Here is a 16,523-nt window from a genome sequence, read left to right as displayed (position 1 = left end):
TTACATTCCGAACCCGGAAGCTAAGCCCTCCAGCGCCGATGGTACTGCACTCGTGAGGGTGTGGGAGAGTAGGACACCGCCGGACAATCTTCCAGATAAGGCCACCCTCCGGGGTGGCCTTATCTGCGTTCGCCCCCTCCCTTTCCACCCCACACCCCTGCCCTTTCCACCCCACACCCCTGCCCTTTCCACCTCACACCCCTGCCCCTCAGGGGGTCGGTTATCGACCCGGTTTGCCTGACACCCCGGAAGCGGCCGAGAACGTGGCTCTGGGGGTGTCCGACGACCGGGAGAGGCCGGGAATCGGGTTCACGGACGCCAAGGTCACGCTCGATCCTGGTTGTAGTGGTGTCAGCGCGTCAGTGAGGCCACTACAACCAGGATCGAGCGCGATCACACCGTCCCGCGGAATAGGCCGCCTGTCCCGCCCGACGGCGCGGGCCAGGCGTGACGGCGCGGGCCAGGCGTGGACGGCGCGGGCCAGGCGGTTGCCCGGATGGTCAGTGGTCTGGGCGGGACGGTGGTTTAGGCGGGTGGCCCGGTGCGGGTCAGTCCCGGGTCTGCATGCCGTCGCGGAGGTTGCGCAGCAAGCCGCCGGCGTCGCTCACCGACCGGCCGGGGAACATCGCCATGACCACGCTGCCGTGGTCGGCCCAGCCGCACACCGCGAAGTCTCCACCCTCACCGCTGGTGCTGCCACACTTCAGGATCCCGCCGAGGCCGCCCGCGGGCAGCTCGCGAAGGCCGTTCACCGCGCCGGTCTCGTCCGACATCAACCGGAAGAGGCTGTCCAGGTCCCGCTCCGGCTGCCAGAGCAACGTGGTGCCCCCGAAGATGAGCACCGAGCGCTTCTCGTCGGCCGGGTCGCGGTAGACCGTGCCGAAACTGCGGTCCAGTTCGATGTTCGCCGCCAGGCCGCTGCGCAGATAGTCGGCAGTGCTCTTCGCCCGCTCGCTGTCGTCGCGGGTCAGACCCGCCACCTGATCGGGTGACGTCAGTTGGGTGTCCTTCTGTTGCGCCACCCGCCACCCACCGACCCCGAGCACCGCGGCGCCGGCGAGGCCGACCACCAGCGCGACCGTCCAACCGATCTTGCGGCGGCGTGACCAGCCGCCGGACCGCTCGTCGGGGTCGCCTCCGGAGTCCCGGGTGCTCAGCTGGATCGGCTCTTCGGTCAGCTCGACCGGCTCACGGCCGCCATCGCGCGACCGCTCGGTGAGATGTGCGTCGGACATAGCCGACACCGTACGCGAACGGCAGGTGGCGCACGTCAGGTCTGCGGAAGCCCTCCGTAGACTTGTCCGGTGACCGAGAGACTGGATGCCCGACGCCCCGACGCCCCGACCCTTGCCGGCCAGTACCAGCCCGGTGAGGTAGAGCAGCGACGGTACGAGCAGTGGGTAGCCGGCGGGCACTTCCGGGCCTCCGCCGACAGCGACAAGCCTCCCTTCACCATCGTCATCCCGCCGCCGAACGTCACCGGTTCGCTGCACATGGGCCACGCGTTCGAGCACACCCTGATGGACGCGTTGACCCGGCGTAAGCGGATGCAGGGCTTCGAGGCGCTGTGGCTACCCGGCATGGACCACGCCGGTATCGCCACCCAAAACCTGGTCGAGCGTCAACTCGCCGCCGAGGGTCTGTCCCGGCACGACCTCGGCCGGGAGAAGTTCGTCGAGCGGGTCTGGCAGTGGAAGGCCGAGTCCGGTGGCGCCATCCTCGGCCAGATGCGCCGCCTCGGCGATTCCGTCGACTGGGACCGCGAGCGCTTCACCATGGACGAGGGGCTGACCCGTGCCGTCCAGACGATCTTCAAGAAGCTCTTCGACGACGGCCTCATCTACCGGGCCAACCGGATCATCAACTGGTGTCCGCGATGCCTCACGGCGCTCTCCGACATTGAGGTCGAGCACACCGACGACGACGGCGAGCTGATCTCGATCCGCTACAGCGACGAGGTCGTGGTGGCCACCACCCGGGCGGAGACGATGCTCGGCGACACCGCCGTGGCGGTGCACCCCGACGACGAGCGCTACCAGCACCTGATCGGCACCGAGGTCGAGCTGCCGCTGACCGGCCGCCGGATCCCGATCGTCGCCGACGCGCACGTCGACCCGTCCTTCGGCACCGGCATGGTCAAGGTTACGCCCGCGCACGACCCGAACGACTTCGAGATCGGCCAGCGGCACGACCTGCCCGCGCTGACAGTGATGGACGAGCGTGGCGTCATCACCGTGCCCGGCCCGTTCGAGGGGTTGGACCGGTTCGAGGCACGGCCCGCGATCGTGGCCGCGCTGCGCGAGCAGGGCCGGATCGTCGCCGAGAAGCGCCCGTACGTGCACGCGGTGGGGCACTGCTCGCGGTGCAAGACCACCGTCGAGCCGAGGCTGTCGTTGCAGTGGTTCGTCAACACCGCCCCGCTGGCCCAGGCCGCCGGGGACGCGGTGCGCGACGGCCGGGTCCGCATCGAGCCGGCCGAGCTGGCCAAGCGCTACTTCGCCTGGGTCGACAACATGCACGACTGGTGCATCTCCCGCCAGCTGTGGTGGGGGCACCGCATCCCGGTCTGGTACGGCCCGGCGGGCGAGATCGTCTGCGTCGGCCCCGACGAGGAGGCGCCGACCGGCGAGGGCTGGCACCAGGACGAGGACGTCCTGGACACTTGGTTCTCCAGCGGCCTGTGGCCGTTCTCCACCCTGGGCTGGCCCGAGCAGACCCCGGACCTGGCGAAGTTCTACCCGACAAGCGTGCTGGTCACCGGGTACGACATCCTGTTCTTCTGGGTCGCCCGGATGATGATGTTCGGCCTCTACGCGATGGACGGCCGGCCGCCCTTCGACGTGGTCGCCCTGCACGGCATGGTGCGCGACCAGTTCGGCAAGAAGATGTCGAAGTCGTTCGGCAACGTGGTCGACCCGCTGGACTGGATCGACCGGTACGGCGCCGACGCCACCCGGTTCACCCTGGCCCGGGGCGCGAACCCCGGCCAGGACGTTCCGGTCAGCGAGGAGTGGTGCCAGGGTTCCCGCAACTTCTGCAACAAGCTCTGGAACGCCACCCGGTTCGCCCTGATGAACGGCGCGCACACCAACGGCGACCTGCCTCCCACCGAGCAGCTCTCCACCGTCGACAGGTGGATCCTGTCCCGTTTGGCGCACGTCACCGCCGAGGTCGACGAGCAGTTCGAGGCGTACGAGTTCGCCAAGGTGTGCGACCTGCTGTACCACTTCGCCTGGGACGACGTCTGCGACTGGTACGTGGAGCTGAGCAAGCCGGTGCTCGCCGAGGGCGGTGAGCGCGCGGAGGCCAGCCGCCGGGTGCTCGGGCACGTGCTCGACCAGCTGCTGCGGCTGCTGCACCCGGTCATCCCGTTCGTCACCGAGGAGTTGTGGCTCGCGCTGACCGGCGGCGAGACGGTGCAGGCCGCCGCCTGGCCGGTGGCCGACCTGTCGCTCATCGACGACGCCGCGGAGGCCGAGTTGGTCGGTGTGCAGCGGGTGGTCACCGAGATCCGCCGGTTCCGTTCCGACCAGGGGCTGCGCCCGACGCAGCGGGTGGCTGCCCGCCTGGACGGGCTGTCCGGCGCGGGTATCGCGGCCCACGAGCCGCTGATCCGTTCGCTGGTCCGGTTGGATCCGGCCGGTGACGACTTCCAGGCCAGCGCCACGCTGGCCATGCCCGGCGCGGTAGGTGTCGCGTTGGACACCCGGGGGTCGATCGACGTGGCCGCCGAGCGGGCCCGGCTGACGAAGGACCGCGCGGCGGCCGAGAAGGAGGTCGCCCAGGCCCGGGCGAAGCTCGACAACCCTGCCTTCATCGGCAAGGCCCCCGAGCCGGTGGTCGCGAAGATCCGCGACCGGCTCGCCACCGCCGAGGCCGACCTGGTCCGGATCGACGCTGCTCTGGAGACACTGCCCTCGTGACCGACCGTACCGATTTCGCCGCCGTCGAAGCCGAGCTGAACGCCCGCGGTTTCACCCGCATGGTCTTCGAGCTGGACCGGATCGAGTCGCTGCTCGACCTGCTCGGCAGCCCACAGCGGGCGTACCCCGCGATCCACCTGACCGGCACCAACGGCAAGACCTCCACCGCGCGGATGATCGACTCGCTGCTGCGGGCGCACGGGCTGCACACCGGCCGGTACACCAGCCCACACCTGGAGACCGTCCGGGAGCGGATAAGCCTGGACGGGGAGCCGGTCAGCGAGGAGCGGTTCACTTCGGTGTACCGGGAGATCAAACCGCTGGCCGAGCTGGTCGACGCGCGGTCGGACGAGCCGCTGACGTACTTCGACATGACCACCGCGCTGGCGTTCGCCACCTTCGCCGACGCGCCTGTCGACATCGCGGTGGTCGAGGTCGGCCTCGGCGGTGCCGAGGACGCCACGAACGTTCTCCAGGCCGGGGTCTGTGTGATCACCCCGATCGGGCTGGACCACACCGAGTGGCTCGGCGACACGATTCAGGACATCGCGCTGGCCAAGGCCGGCATCATCCACCCGGGGGCCACCGTGATCGCGGCCGCCCAGGAGGAGGAGGCCGCGCGGCCGCTGCTCGAACGTTGCGCCGAGGTCGGGGCCACCATCGCCCGGGAGGGCGGCGAGTTCGGCGTGCAGCGTCGGGCGGTCGCGGTCGGCGGTCAGGTGCTTACCCTGCAGGGTCTGGGTGGCGTGTACGACGACGTGTTCATCCCGCTGCACGGTGCCCATCAGGCGCAGAACGCGGCGGTGGCGCTCGCCGCCGTGGAGGCGTTCCTGGGTGCGGGTGCTCGGCGTCAGCTGGACATCGAGGCGGTCCGGGAGGGCTTCGCCTCGACCAGTTCCCCCGGCCGGTTGGAGCGGGTCCGTAACGCCCCGACCGTCCTGTTGGACGGGGCGCACAACCCGCACGGCATGAAGGCCACAGTGACCGCGCTCCAGGAGGAGTTCGCGTTCAGCAAGCTGGTGGCCGTCATCGGCGTACTGGCCGACAAGGACGCGGAAGCGCTGCTGGAGCTGTTGGAGCCGGTTGTCGACCAGGTGGTGGTCACCCGCAACAGCTCGCCGCGGGCGATGCCGACGGAGGAGCTCGCCGCGCTGGCCGCCGAGATCTTCGGCGAGGAGCGGGTGGACTCGGCCGAGGAGATGCCGGACGCCATCGAGTTGGCGGTGGCGTTGGCCGAGGAGGACGTCCCGGGCGAACTGAGCGGGGTCGGGGTGCTGGTCACGGGTTCCGTGGTGACGGTCGCCGACGCGCGCCGGCTGCTGAAGCGATGACCAGCCCCGAGCGGGACCCGCACCCCACCGAGGACCCGACGCGCCCGCCGGCCGAGGAGCCGGTGGGGGAGGAACCGACGACCGGGCAGCCGCGGCGCTCCGGGTTGCGCAACCCGGAGGGAGCGGTACGCGGTCTCGGTGCTGGCACGCTCAGCCTGGAGGCGCTGGTGCTCCTGCTGGCTATCCAGCCGATCCGGGTGGTCGGCGGTGACCTCGGCGGCGCCGCGATCGGTGCGGTGGTGGCACTCGCGGTGGCCGCCGTGGTGCTCGCCGGCATGATGCGCCGCCCCTGGGCCTGGAACGCCGGCACCGTGCTCCAGGGCCTCCTGTTGCTGGGCGGTCTGCTGCACTGGTCGCTGCTCGGGCTGGGCATCATCTTCGCCCTGGTCTGGGCGTACGCGTTGCACGTTCGCCGGGTCATCCTCGGCTGACGCCGGGCCTGGCCGGCGGCGTCCAAGGGCGGGAGCGGGCCGGGTCAGGCGTCGGCGCGTTCGCGCCACTGGGTGAGCGCGACGCCGTGGCCGTCGGGGTCGCGGAACGCCGCCGCCCACACCTCCAGCTTGGTGCCCCGGTTGACCACCCGGGGCGCGTACGTGAAGCGGACGCCCGACTCGCGCAACCGTTCGTACGCCGCCTCGATGTCGTTCACCTCAAGGTTGACGTGGACGAGCCGGCGACTGATGGGTGCTGCCCCGGTCACCTCGCGGAGGACGATCCGGGTCGTCCCGGATGCGAGGACGGCGTTGTGGGCCCCCTGGTCGACCTCGCTGAAGCCGAGCACGTCGCGGTAGAAGTTGAGCGACCGGGGTAGGTCGGTGACCAGCAGGGTGAGGCCGACCCCGCTGATCGGCGCGGCCGGGTCCGCGGCCGAGCCGGCCTCGAACCCGAAAATCGCCTGGTCCAGTTCCTCGTCGGTCACTGTCGCGCGAGCGGCACCGGCCGGGGAGGGATCGTCCAGCGGAAGGTCGAGTGGGTCCAGCGGGTCGGCCGCACCGGGACCGGACCGCTGCGCTGGCGGTGGGTCGAAGCGCGGCGCGCTGGACGGTGGGTCGGAGCGCTGCGCGTTGGACTGGTCGACCGGGTCCTCGACCGGCGGGGCGGTCGTGCCGTGCTCCGCCGGAGCGTCGAACCGGTCGGCGGTGGGCTCGTCGAAGTGTTCCTCGGCGGGCGGGCGCGGCGCCGGGGTGGCCCGTCGGGGCAGTCCACCGGGCTGCTGCTCGACGAGAACGCCCTCCAACACCACCGGGCCACCCGGGCTCTGGTGCATCACCACCGGCTCGCGTTCCTCGGGCACGACGACTGGGTCGTCACGCCGGAGGTCGTCGCGCCGGGGGTCATCACGCCGGAGGTCGTCGCGGGAAGCGTCGGTGCGCAGGGGGTCACCGACTGGGTCCCGGAAGTCGTCGCGGAAGTCGTCGTCGGGTGCGCGGTCGGCCCACGGCGGAGCGTCCTGCTGGATCAGCAGCTCGTCCATCGCCTCCGCGTCGGCGAACTCCGGCGGGAGATCGGCGACGGCAGCTGCGGTCTCGGCGTGGGTCGGCACCTCGTCCCAGAGCACCTTGACGTGCCGCTGGTCGTCCAACGCGACCCGGATCGGCAGGGTCTGGCCCAGCGAAGGCCACTTGGAGACCGGCACCCTCGGCTCGATGATCTTCTTGGATCGCGGTGGCAGACCAGGGGCGTCGATCACCAGTTGCAGTTCACAGCGGCCGAACGCGTACTGGGTGGGTGGTTCGGAGGCGCTGTGCACGTGCCCGACGCCGACGACCCACGTGCGACCGCCGCCGCGTACGGTCGCCAGCGCGATCGCCAGCACCAGCAGGGCGACTCCGAGAGCCACGATGGCCCAACTGGTCATGCCCAGCCCGAACAGGACGACGAACGTGGCCACGGTGCCCAGCACCGTGCCGATCAGCTTGCGTACCGGCGCGATGGGTCGGTTCCCGCCATTCGCCACAGTGGACCTCCCGGGGGTCAGGGCCAGGCTAGGCCGGATCGGCCACCGGGGGAAAGACCGGCCGCCGCGCCGGCGCCGGGACCGGGTCGCTAGGCTGACCGTACCGATCCCAAGCGTTCAGCGCGTACAGGAGGAACCCAGCGTGTCCAGCAACAGCCCGGATGAGCGCAGCCTCGTTCTGATCAAGCCCGATGCGGTCCGCCGCGGCCTGGTCGGCGAGGTCCTCTCCCGCTTCGAGCGCAAGGGGCTGCGGATCGACGCGATGGTGCACCGGACGATGGACGCCACGGTCGCCGACGAGCACTACGCCGAGCACGTCGACAAGGCGTTCTACCCGCCGCTGAAGGACTTCATGACCAGCGGCCCGCTGATCGCCCTGGTGCTCTCCGGCGACCAGGTCATCGACGTGGTCCGTGGGCTGGTCGGTGCCACCGACGGTCGGAAGGCCGCCGCCGGCACCATCCGGGGTGACCTGTCGCTGTCCAACCGGGAGAACCTGGTGCACGCCTCCGACTCGACGGACAGCGCCAAGCGCGAGATCGCGCTCTGGTTCCCCGAGCTGGGCTGACGGGCACCGGCCCGGCGCCGACCGACGACGCCCGGCTCAGCCGACCGCCGGCACCTTCGCCGGGTTGCCGACCACGTAGATCCCGGTGATCCGGCCGTCGGCCGCGGCGATGGTCAGGGTGTACCGACTGCCGTCCGCGCGGGTGATCAGCATCGCGGGTTCCCCGTTGAGCTCGACCGGATCCATTGTGACTCGGTGGCGCGGGCCGTAGACCCCGGCGTAGAACCGGGCGATCCGGTCCGCGCCGGTGACCGGGTTGAGGGCGGCCCGCACCCGACCGCCACCGTCGTTCCACGCCGTGGCGTCGGCGGCTACCAGGTCGGTGAGCCTGGCCAGGTCACCGTCGCGGGCGGCGGCGAGGAACGCGTCCAGCAGCCGCTCGCGCTCCGGGCGGCTGGCGGTGAACCGGCGCTGCTCCTGCCGTACCCGCGCGGTCGCCCGGTGGTACAGTTGCCGACAGTCGGCGACGGATCGGTCCAGGATCTCGGCGATCTCCGCGTACGGCAGGTCGAAGGCTGTGTGCAGCACGTACACCGCCCGCTCCGGCGGGGTGAGTCGCTCCAGGACGTGCAGCAACGCGGTGGAGAGCGAGTCGCGTAGCTCCACCCGGTCCAACGGCCCGAACGGCGAGGGCGCGGTCGGCACCGGCTCGGGCAACCACGTCCCGACGTACGTCTCGCGGGCCGCCTGCCGGGCGCGCAGCCGGTCCAGGGCCAACCGGGTGACCACCCGGGACAGGTACCGGCGCGGCTCGTCGACCCGGGCCCGGTCCACACCCAGCCAGCGCAGGTACGCCTCCTGGAGCACGTCCTCCGCGTCGTGCCGGGTGCCGAGCAGGCGGTACGCGAGCCCAAGCAGCATCGGCCGGTGCGCCTCGAGCGCACCGGCCGCCTCCGCTGCCGCCTCGGTGGTCACGCCTGTGCCGGAGGCTCCAGCCGCATGGTCACCCCGATCCGATTCCACACGTTGATTGTGGCAATCGCGATGACGAGGTCGGCGAGTTCCTTCTCCGACCAGACCTTCGCGGCGTCATCCCACACCTCGTCCGGCACCCCGTGCTCACCGAGTCGGGTGACCGCGTCGGTGAGGGCCAGCGCGGCCCGCTCCCGCTCGTCGAAGAAGGGCGCCTCCCGCCAGGTGGCGACAGCGAACAGTCGCTGGCTCGACTCGCCGCCGGCGAGCGCGTCCCGGCTGTGCATGTCGACGCAGTACGCGCACCCGTTGATCATCGACGCCCGCAGCTTCACCAGCTCCAGCACGGTGCGGTCGACGTTCGTCTGGACGTACTTCTCCAGCCCCATGACCGCCTTGTACGCCTGCGGTACGACCTCGGTCGGGTTCATCCGTTGCATGACTACCTCCTGATCGGTCCGACGCCGGTACGACGGTTGGGCCGGGGTGGGCCGTGACAACCGGGAGTGTGACCTCGCTCATGCCGCCGGGCGGCCGCTGTGGGTGGCAAGCCGACCGACGGCCCGACGACAGGCGTTCGCGTTCGCGTCACCCGGGCCGGCGCTCGCGGTCACCTCCACCCGATAGACCCACGGGGTCAACCCATGATCGGGAGGAAACATGACCGAGCTTGATCGACGTACCCTGCTGCGGACCGGCCTGGTGGTCGGCGCCGGAGCCGCCGGTGGCGCCCTGCTGGGCGGTGCCGGCGCGAACGCCGCCCCGGCCTGGCGCCCGGCGGCGCGCCCGGTGCTCACCCATGGCGTGCAGAGCGGCGACGTGACAGCGGACTCGGCGCTGGTCTGGACGCGGGCCGACCGGCCCGGCCGGATGCTGGTAGAGGTGAGCCGTCGGCCGGACTTCCGGGGGGCGCGCAAGCTGCGGGGGCCGGTGCTCACCCCGGACGGCGACTTCACCGGCAAGGTCCGGCTGCGGGGCCTGCCGGACGCCGAGCGGCTGCACTACCGGGTGCGGGTGGAGAGCCTGGATCGACACGGGGTGGTCAGCGAGCCGCTGACCGGGACGCTGACCACCGCGCCCGGGCGGCATCGGCGGCGCGACGTGAAGTTCGTCTGGACCGGCGACGTGGTCGGGCAGGGCTGGGGCATCGACCCGAACTTCGGCGGAATGTCGATCTTCCGGGCCATGCGGCAGACCCGGCCGGACTTCTTCCTGTGCAGCGGCGACACGGTGTACGCCGACGGCCCGCTTGTCGAGTCGGTGACGCTGCCCGACGGGCGGATCTGGCGCAACCTGGTCACCCCGGAAAAGAGCAAGGTCGCCGAGTCGCTCACCGAGTACCGCGGGCAGTTCGCCTACAACCTGCTCGACGAGCACCTGCGGGAGTTCGCCGCGGCGGTGCCGCAGATCAACCAGTGGGACGACCACGAGGTACTGAACAACTGGTACCCGGGTGAGATCCTGGACGACCCGCGCTACACCGAGCGGCGGGTGGACGTGCTCGCCGCCCGGGCCCGCCAGGCGTTCAACGAGTGGCTACCGGTGCCGGTCGACGGGCCGATGTACCGGCGGCTGTCGTACGGGCCGTCGCTGGACGTGTTCGTGCTGGACATGCGCACCTTCAAGGACCCGAACGACGGCAACACGTACGCCGACCCGAAGCGCGGTCTGCTCGGCCGGCAGCAGCGGGAGTGGCTGATCCGGGAGCTGAAGCGCTCCACGGCGACCTGGAAGGTGATCGCCAACGACCTGCCGATCGGAGTTGTGGTGCCGGACGGTCCGGGCGCGCAGGAGGGTGTCGCGCAGGGCGACCCGGGTGCGCCGGCGGGCCGGGAGTTGGAGTTCGCCGAGGTGCTGCGGGCCACCCATCGGGCCGGGGTGACCGGCATGGTCTTCCTGACCGCCGACGTGCACTACTCCGCCGCGCACCACTACGACCCGTCCCGCGCCGCGGTCGGCGACTTCATCCCGTTCTGGGAGTTCGTCGCCGGCCCGGCGCACGCGGGCGCGTTCGGCCCGAACGCGCTGGACGGCACGTTCGGGCCGCAGGCGGCCTTCGTGCACGCGCCGCCGGTGGCCAACACCGGCCCGGCGGGAGGCTTCCAGCATTTCGGTGAGGTCACCATCGACGGCGAGTCGGAGGCCCTGACGGTGCACCTGCGCGACCGCGACGGCGCCTCGCTGTGGAACACCACCCTCCCGGCCCCCTGACCGCAGCTCGTTGACCATGAGGTTGGCGGGCGGGTCGCGAGCTACCGTCCCGCCAACCTCATGATCAGCGGCGGTCCCCGCCGAGGGTGAGGACCGGCGTGGGGTGCACGGTCCGACCGGGAAGCTCGGACGTGGGGGGCTGGGCGGGGGACGGCGGCTCGGCGGGCGGCACCGGAGGGACCACCTTTCCGCGTCCGGAGAACCGGCGTCCCACCCTGATCATCGGCTGCTCCACCCAGCGGTAGAGCAGGTCGGCGGCGAGCAGGCCGACAACGGTGGTGGCGACGAACAACCGGGTGCTGTGCCCGGCGTACGACGGCACCAGCGCGATCACCGCCGTCATCGCGAGGTACTGCACCAGATAGAGCGAGTAGGAGCGTTCGCCCACGAACACCAGAGGACGCCAGGAGAGCAGCTTCGTCGGCAGGCCAGGGGTCAGCATGGCGGGGAGCAGCAGCGCCACCGCCACCGCGTACACGGCGACCATCAACTCCGAGTGGCCGTCCTCGGCGGGCGGCCAGTAGCTCAGCGACAGGTGCACGGCCACGAACCCGGCGAGCACGGCGACGGACGTCACGGGATGGGTCAACGGCCGGAACAGCGCGTACCCCCGGGGGTGGTGCATGACGACCGCCAGCAGGCAGCCCACCAGGATCGACACGTAGTGGATCGGCCAGTAGGGCCAGTCCTTCTCGAACGGGATCAGCGCGACGAGAGCGGCGATGGCCAGCACCGTCACCGCGATCCGGCGAAAGAACGCGGCGGTCACGAACGCGAAGGCGAGCAACGGCCACACCAGGTAGAACTTCCACTCGATCGCGATCGTCCAGGAGTGCAGGAACGCACTGTTCGGCGCGAACTCGTTGACCATGAGCAGGTAGTACGGCATCGATTCGCGGAGCCTCGCGCTGGCGCCGTTGAGGTGCGCGAGAGCGTACGTCGCGGCCAGCACCACCAGGTAGACCGGCAGGATCCGGAAGATCCGCCGGACGTAGAAGGACCGCAACGACACCCGCCCCCGCGACTCCTCCTCGCGCAGCATCAGCGTGGTGATCAGGAAGCCGGAGAGCACGAAGAACAGTTGGACGCCGACCCAGCCGGACAGCCAGGTCCATCGCGGCCCCCCGAAGTGGAAGGCGACGACGATCACCGCGGCGATCGCGCGGAGCCCGTCGAGGGCAGGAAACCGGCGCATCGCCCGGTATTCGGCGTAACTGATCGTGGCCACCGGAGAATTCTGGGGAGCGGCACACACCGCGTCAAGGCGACACCTCCGCCGCTGGTCCGCTTGGCCGCCACTCGCAGGCGCGGCGGTGGGGGCGTCGAGTATCGTTGAGCACCGTAAGGCGATGACCCGGCCATCACCGGTGAGCCTCCGGAAGAACGGCCGGGCAACCGGCCCAGTAGAACCGGACGGGTGCGGCCCGTCACAGCCGGTAATGAGCGGGCGGTCGATCCTGACCGCCAAGCGGGGTGGTACCGCGGGCCACCCGGGAGCGCCGTCGTCGGCGTACCCGGAAGGTTCGTCCTCGCAGACCCACGTTGAGTGAGCTGCGAGGAGAGCGACCCCCGATGGCCTATCCAATGCACGACCCGACCGCCGCCGGTGTGCCGGCGAGCCCGGACCTGCCCGCGGTCGAGCGCCGGGTGCTGGAGCACTGGACGGCCGACAAGACCTTCGAGGCCAGCATCGAGGCCCGTCCCGCAGGCACCGACGGCAAGAACGAGTACGTCTTCTACGACGGTCCGCCGTTCGCCAACGGCCTGCCGCACTACGGTCACCTCTTCACCGGCTACGTCAAGGACGTGGTGCCGCGCTACCAGACCATGCGCGGCCGGCACGTCGAGCGGCGCTTCGGCTGGGACTGCCACGGCCTGCCCGCCGAGGTGGTCGCCGAGAAGCAACTCGGCATCACCAGCAAGGCGGAGATCATCGACTTGGGCGTGGCCCGGTTCAACGAGGCCTGCCGTACGTCGGTGCTGGAGTTCACCCAGGACTGGGAGCGGTACATCAACCGGCAGGCCCGCTGGGTCGACTTCACAAACGACTACAAGACCCTCGACCTGGACTACATGGAAAGCGTCATGTGGGCCTTCAAGACCCTGCACGACAAGGGTCTGATCTACGAGGGCTTCCGGGTGCTCGCGTACTGCTGGCGCTGCGAGACGCCGCTGTCGAACACCGAGACCCGGATGGACGACGTCTACCGGGACCGGCACGACCCCACCCTGTCGGTGTGGTTCGAGCTGACCGCCGACGAGTCTGCGCACGAGCTGGTGCGCGGGCCGGTCAAGCTGGGCGTCTGGACCACCACGCCGTGGACGCTGCCGTCGAACCTCGCGCTCGCCGTCGGGCCCGACATCGAGTACGCGGTGCTGGAGCGCGACGGTCAGCGCCACGTCGTGGGCGCGGCGCGGCTGGCCGCGTACGCCAAGGAACTGGAGGGGTACGAGCAGGTCGGCACGGTGTACGGCCGGGACCTGGTCGGGCGCCGCTACACGCCGCTGTTCGACTTCCTCGTCGAGCAGGCCGGGGAGAACGCCTACCAGGTGCTCGGCGCGGAGTTCGTCACCACCGAGGACGGCACCGGAATCGTGCACCTGGCCCCGGCGTTCGGCGAGGACGACCAGAACGTCTGCAACGCCGCCGGCATCCCCACCATCGTCACGGTGGACGACCACACCCGGTTCACCGCGCTGGTCCCGCCGTACCAGGGTGAGCAGGTCTTCGACGTCAACAAGCCGGTGATCCGGGAGCTGAAGGACCGGGGGGTGGTGCTCAAGCAGGACACCTACACCCACTCGTACCCGCACTGCTGGCGCTGCGACACCCCGCTGGTCTACAAGGCGGTGTCGTCCTGGTTCGTCGCCGTGACCCAGTTCCGGGACCGGATGGTCGAGCTGAACCAGGAAATCAACTGGACACCCGGCCACATCAAGGACGGCTCGTTCGGCAAGTGGCTGGCCAACGCCCGGGACTGGTCGATCAGCCGGAACCGGTTCTGGGGCTCCCCGATCCCGGCGTGGAAGTCCGACGACCCGAACTACCCGCGCCTGGACGTCTACGGTTCGCTGGCCGACATCGAGCGGGACTTCGGCGTACGCCTGACCGACCTGCACCGGCCGGCGGTGGACGACCTGGTCCGCCCCAACCCGGACGACCCCACCGGGCAGTCGATGATGCGCCGGGTGCCGGAGGTGCTGGACTGCTGGTTCGAGTCCGGGTCGATGCCGTTCGCCCAGGTGCACTACCCGTTCGAGAACGCGGACTGGTTCGAGCACCACTACCCGGGTGACTTCATCGTCGAGTACATCGGGCAGACCCGTGGCTGGTTCTACACGATGCACGTGCTGGCCACCGCGCTGTTCGACAGGCCGGCGTTCCGCAACTGCCTGAGCCACGGCATCCTGCTCGGCTCGGACGGGCGCAAGATGTCCAAGAGCCTGCGCAACTACCCGGACGTCTACCACGTCTTCGACTCGTACGGCTCGGACGCGATGCGCTGGATGCTGATGTCCTCGCCGGTGCTGCGCGGCGGTGACATGGCGGTCACCGAGACGCTGATCCGCGACGCCGTGCGGCAGGTGCTGCTGCCGCTGTGGAACGTGTGGTACTTCTTCACGCTCTACGCCAACGCCGACGGGTACCAGGCGCGGCGGCGCACCGACTCCACCCACCTGCTCGACCGGTACGTGCTGGCGAAGACGAACGAGCTGGTGTCCACGGTCGGCGCGCAGATGGACGCGTACGACATCTCCGGTGCCTGCGCCACCGTCCGGTCCTACCTGGACGCGCTGACCAACTGGTACGTGCGCCGGTCCCGGGACCGGTTCTGGTCCGGGGACGCCGACGCCTTCGACACCCTGTCGACGGTGCTGGAGACGCTCTGCCGGGTGGTGGCGCCGCTCGCGCCGCTGACCGCGGAGGAGATCTGGCGTGGCCTGACCGGGGAGCGTTCGGTGCACCTCACCGACTGGCCGGAGGCGAGCGAGTTCCCGGCCGACCACGACCTGGTCGCCGCGATGGACAACGTGCGGGCGGTCGCCTCGGCGGCGCTGTCGCTGCGCAAGGCCAAGGGGCTGCGGGTGCGACTGCCGTTGTCCACGCTGACCGTGGCCTCGCCGGCCGCGGAGCAGCTGCGGCCGTTCGCCGACCTGGTCGCCGACGAGGTCAACGTGAAGGCGGTGGAGTTCAGCGCGGAGCTGTCCGCGTACTGCGAGCAGGTGTTGACGGTGGTGCCCCGGGCGCTCGGCCCGCGGGTCGGCAAGCAGGTGCAGCAGGTGATCAAGGCGGTCAAGGCGGGCGACTGGGAGCTGGTCGACGGCGCCCCGGTGGCCGCCGGCGTCACCCTCGCCGAGGGCGAGTACGAGCTGCGCCTGGTCGCCGCCGACGCCGAGCACTCCGCGCCGCTGCCCGGCGGTGAGGGCGTGGTCGTGCTGGACACCGAGGTCACTCCGGAGTTGGCCGCCGAGGGGCTGGCCCGCGACGTGGTGCGGGTGGTGCAGCAGGCCCGCCGGGACGCCAACCTGGACGTCTCCGACCGGATCGTGGTGTCGGTGTCGGCGTCCGACGAGGTGCGCGCGGCGGTGGCCGCGTACGTCGACTTCGTCTCCGCGGAGGTGCTGGCCGACTCGGTGGACTTCGTCGAGGGCCCGAACGGCTCGGCCGTCGAGGGTGAGGACGGCTCGGCCGTCGAGGGCCAGGAGGGCTTCGCTGGCGAGGTCGGCGACGGTGAGCGGGTAACGGTGGTCGTCCGCCGGGTATAACGGACCATCGCCAGGGTGCGGGCGCCTCACCACCTCCGTCTGGGAGGTGTGGAGGCGTCCGCTACCGTGACACCGCCTGTTCGCACCTGATCTGCCGGAGGACCAGTGCCCCTGCTCTACACCATCGGCAAGCTCACCGTGGCGCCCACGCTGCGGTTGGCGTTCCGCCCGACCGTGGAGGGGCTGGAACACGTGCCGGAGATCGGTGGCGCGGTCTTCGCCGGCAATCACCTCTCGGTGGCCGACGAGCTGTTCCTCGGCACGGTCGTGCCCCGGCACCTGGCGTTCTGGGCCAAGTCGGAGTATTTCAAGGGCACCGGCGTGAAGGGTGCGATCTCCAAGTTCGTCCTCACCGGCCTGGGCGCCATCCCGGTCGAACGGGCCGGTGGCCGGGCGGCGCTGTCCGCGTTCGACGCGGCGATCCCGGCGCTCAAGGGCGGTGACCTGGTGGTGGTCTACCCGGAGGGCACCCGTTCGCCGGACGGCAAGCTCTACCGCGGGCGGACGGGCGCGGCCCGGCTGGCGATCTCGGCCGGCGTGCCGATCATTCCGGTCGGCATGATCGGCACGGACAAGGCGCAGCCGATCGGTGCCCGGGTGCCCCGACCGGGCACTGCCAAGATTACGGTTCGATTCGGCAAGCCACTGGACTTCACAGGCCGTCCGGACGACCGCACCTCGCTGCGGCAGATGACCGACGAGGTGATGAGCGAGATCCAGAAGCTCACCGGCCAGGAGTACGTGCCCCGCTACGCCCCGCCGCGCGCTCACCCGGACCCGACCCGCGACGCCTGACCCCAGCGGCACACGCTGCCGGTCAGTCAGCTGTGCCGCGCTGGTCGATCGCCCGGGGT

At 70.8% G+C, this 16,523-nt stretch carries 12 protein-coding genes and 1 rRNA gene; 8 read left to right on the top strand and 5 right to left on the bottom strand.

All coding sequences use genetic code 11. The annotated features are described in order from the left end of the window. A 5S ribosomal RNA gene (gene rrf / locus ABZU74_RS23690) occupies positions 1 to 85 on the top strand; the annotation flags it as partial. Positions 86 to 548: 463 nt separating this feature from the next. Here the strand turns inward: rrf and ABZU74_RS23685 are convergent. Further along, positions 549 to 1,235: a hypothetical protein gene (locus tag ABZU74_RS23685; protein ID WP_355427683.1), complete on the bottom strand. Its 687-nt coding sequence runs from the start codon at positions 1,233 to 1,235 to the stop codon at positions 549 to 551. Between the two features lie 69 nt (positions 1,236 to 1,304). Here ABZU74_RS23685 and ABZU74_RS23680 point away from each other — a divergent pair, with 69 nt between their 5' ends. The 3 genes from ABZU74_RS23680 to ABZU74_RS23670 are packed head-to-tail and all read left to right on the top strand — an operon-like array spanning position 1,305 to position 5,685. Next, positions 1,305 to 3,923 carry a valine--tRNA ligase gene (locus ABZU74_RS23680; protein WP_355427680.1) on the top strand — a complete coding sequence of 873 codons (2,619 nt, stop codon included), beginning with the start codon at positions 1,305 to 1,307 and terminating at the stop codon, positions 3,921 to 3,923. Continuing rightward, positions 3,920 to 5,254 (top strand): folylpolyglutamate synthase/dihydrofolate synthase family protein, encoded by a 1,335-nt coding sequence (locus ABZU74_RS23675; RefSeq protein WP_355427677.1) that lies wholly within the window; start codon positions 3,920 to 3,922, stop codon positions 5,252 to 5,254. The genes ABZU74_RS23680 and ABZU74_RS23675 overlap by 4 nt, the downstream gene beginning before the upstream one ends. Then, positions 5,251 to 5,685, top strand: coding sequence for a DUF4233 domain-containing protein (locus tag ABZU74_RS23670; protein WP_355427674.1), 435 nt, complete (start codon positions 5,251 to 5,253; stop codon positions 5,683 to 5,685). The genes ABZU74_RS23675 and ABZU74_RS23670 overlap by 4 nt, the downstream gene beginning before the upstream one ends. 44 nt (positions 5,686 to 5,729) lie before the next feature. On the opposite strand, the gene ABZU74_RS23665 is transcribed toward ABZU74_RS23670, so the two are convergent. Next, positions 5,730 to 7,211, bottom strand: a complete 1,482-nt coding sequence (locus ABZU74_RS23665) for a VOC family protein (protein WP_355427671.1) — start codon at positions 7,209 to 7,211, stop codon at positions 5,730 to 5,732. Between the two features lie 142 nt (positions 7,212 to 7,353). Between ABZU74_RS23665 and ndk the strand changes: the two genes are divergently transcribed. Then, the gene (gene ndk, locus ABZU74_RS23660; RefSeq protein WP_355427668.1) at positions 7,354 to 7,779 is read left to right on the top strand and encodes a nucleoside-diphosphate kinase; all 426 of its coding nucleotides are present in this window, start codon (positions 7,354 to 7,356) and stop codon (positions 7,777 to 7,779) included. Positions 7,780 to 7,815: 36 nt separating this feature from the next. Here the strand turns inward: ndk and sigJ are convergent, their stop codons facing one another. Together sigJ and ABZU74_RS23650 are read right to left on the bottom strand one after the other, a co-directional pair. After that, a complete protein-coding gene (gene sigJ / locus ABZU74_RS23655) occupies positions 7,816 to 8,694 on the bottom strand; it encodes an RNA polymerase sigma factor SigJ (RefSeq protein WP_355427665.1) in 879 nt (292 codons plus the stop codon). After that, complete coding sequence (locus ABZU74_RS23650; protein ID WP_355427662.1) at positions 8,691 to 9,131, bottom strand: carboxymuconolactone decarboxylase family protein; 441 nt, start codon at positions 9,129 to 9,131, stop codon at positions 8,691 to 8,693. Before ABZU74_RS23650 ends, sigJ begins: the two co-directional genes overlap by 4 nt. A 220-nt stretch (positions 9,132 to 9,351) precedes the next feature. Here ABZU74_RS23650 and ABZU74_RS23645 point away from each other — a divergent pair, with 220 nt between their 5' ends. Continuing rightward, a complete protein-coding gene (locus ABZU74_RS23645; protein WP_355427659.1) occupies positions 9,352 to 10,902 on the top strand; it encodes an alkaline phosphatase D family protein in 1,551 nt (516 codons plus the stop codon). 64 nt (positions 10,903 to 10,966) lie between these two features. Here the strand turns inward: ABZU74_RS23645 and ABZU74_RS23640 are convergent, their stop codons facing one another. Further along, entirely contained in the window at positions 10,967 to 12,130 is a 1,164-nt protein-coding gene (locus ABZU74_RS23640) for an acyltransferase (protein WP_355427656.1), read from the bottom strand. A gap of 344 nt (positions 12,131 to 12,474) precedes the next feature. On the opposite strand from ABZU74_RS23640, the gene ileS reads away from it, so the two are divergent. Together ileS and ABZU74_RS23630 are read left to right on the top strand one after the other, a co-directional pair. Then, positions 12,475 to 15,669, top strand: a complete 3,195-nt coding sequence (ileS, locus tag ABZU74_RS23635) for an isoleucine--tRNA ligase (RefSeq protein ID WP_355427653.1) — start codon at positions 12,475 to 12,477, stop codon at positions 15,667 to 15,669. Between the two features lie 105 nt (positions 15,670 to 15,774). Beyond that, a complete protein-coding gene (locus ABZU74_RS23630; RefSeq protein WP_355427650.1) occupies positions 15,775 to 16,464 on the top strand; it encodes a lysophospholipid acyltransferase family protein in 690 nt (229 codons plus the stop codon). Positions 16,465 to 16,523 lie beyond the last annotated feature (59 nt).

It is taken from the genome of Micromonospora sp. NPDC005171, assembly GCF_040608575.1.
GTDB lineage: Bacteria > Actinomycetota > Actinomycetes > Mycobacteriales > Micromonosporaceae > Micromonospora.
The sequence above is the reverse complement of the archived record's forward strand: the minus strand, read 5'-3'. Positions and strand labels throughout refer to the sequence as shown.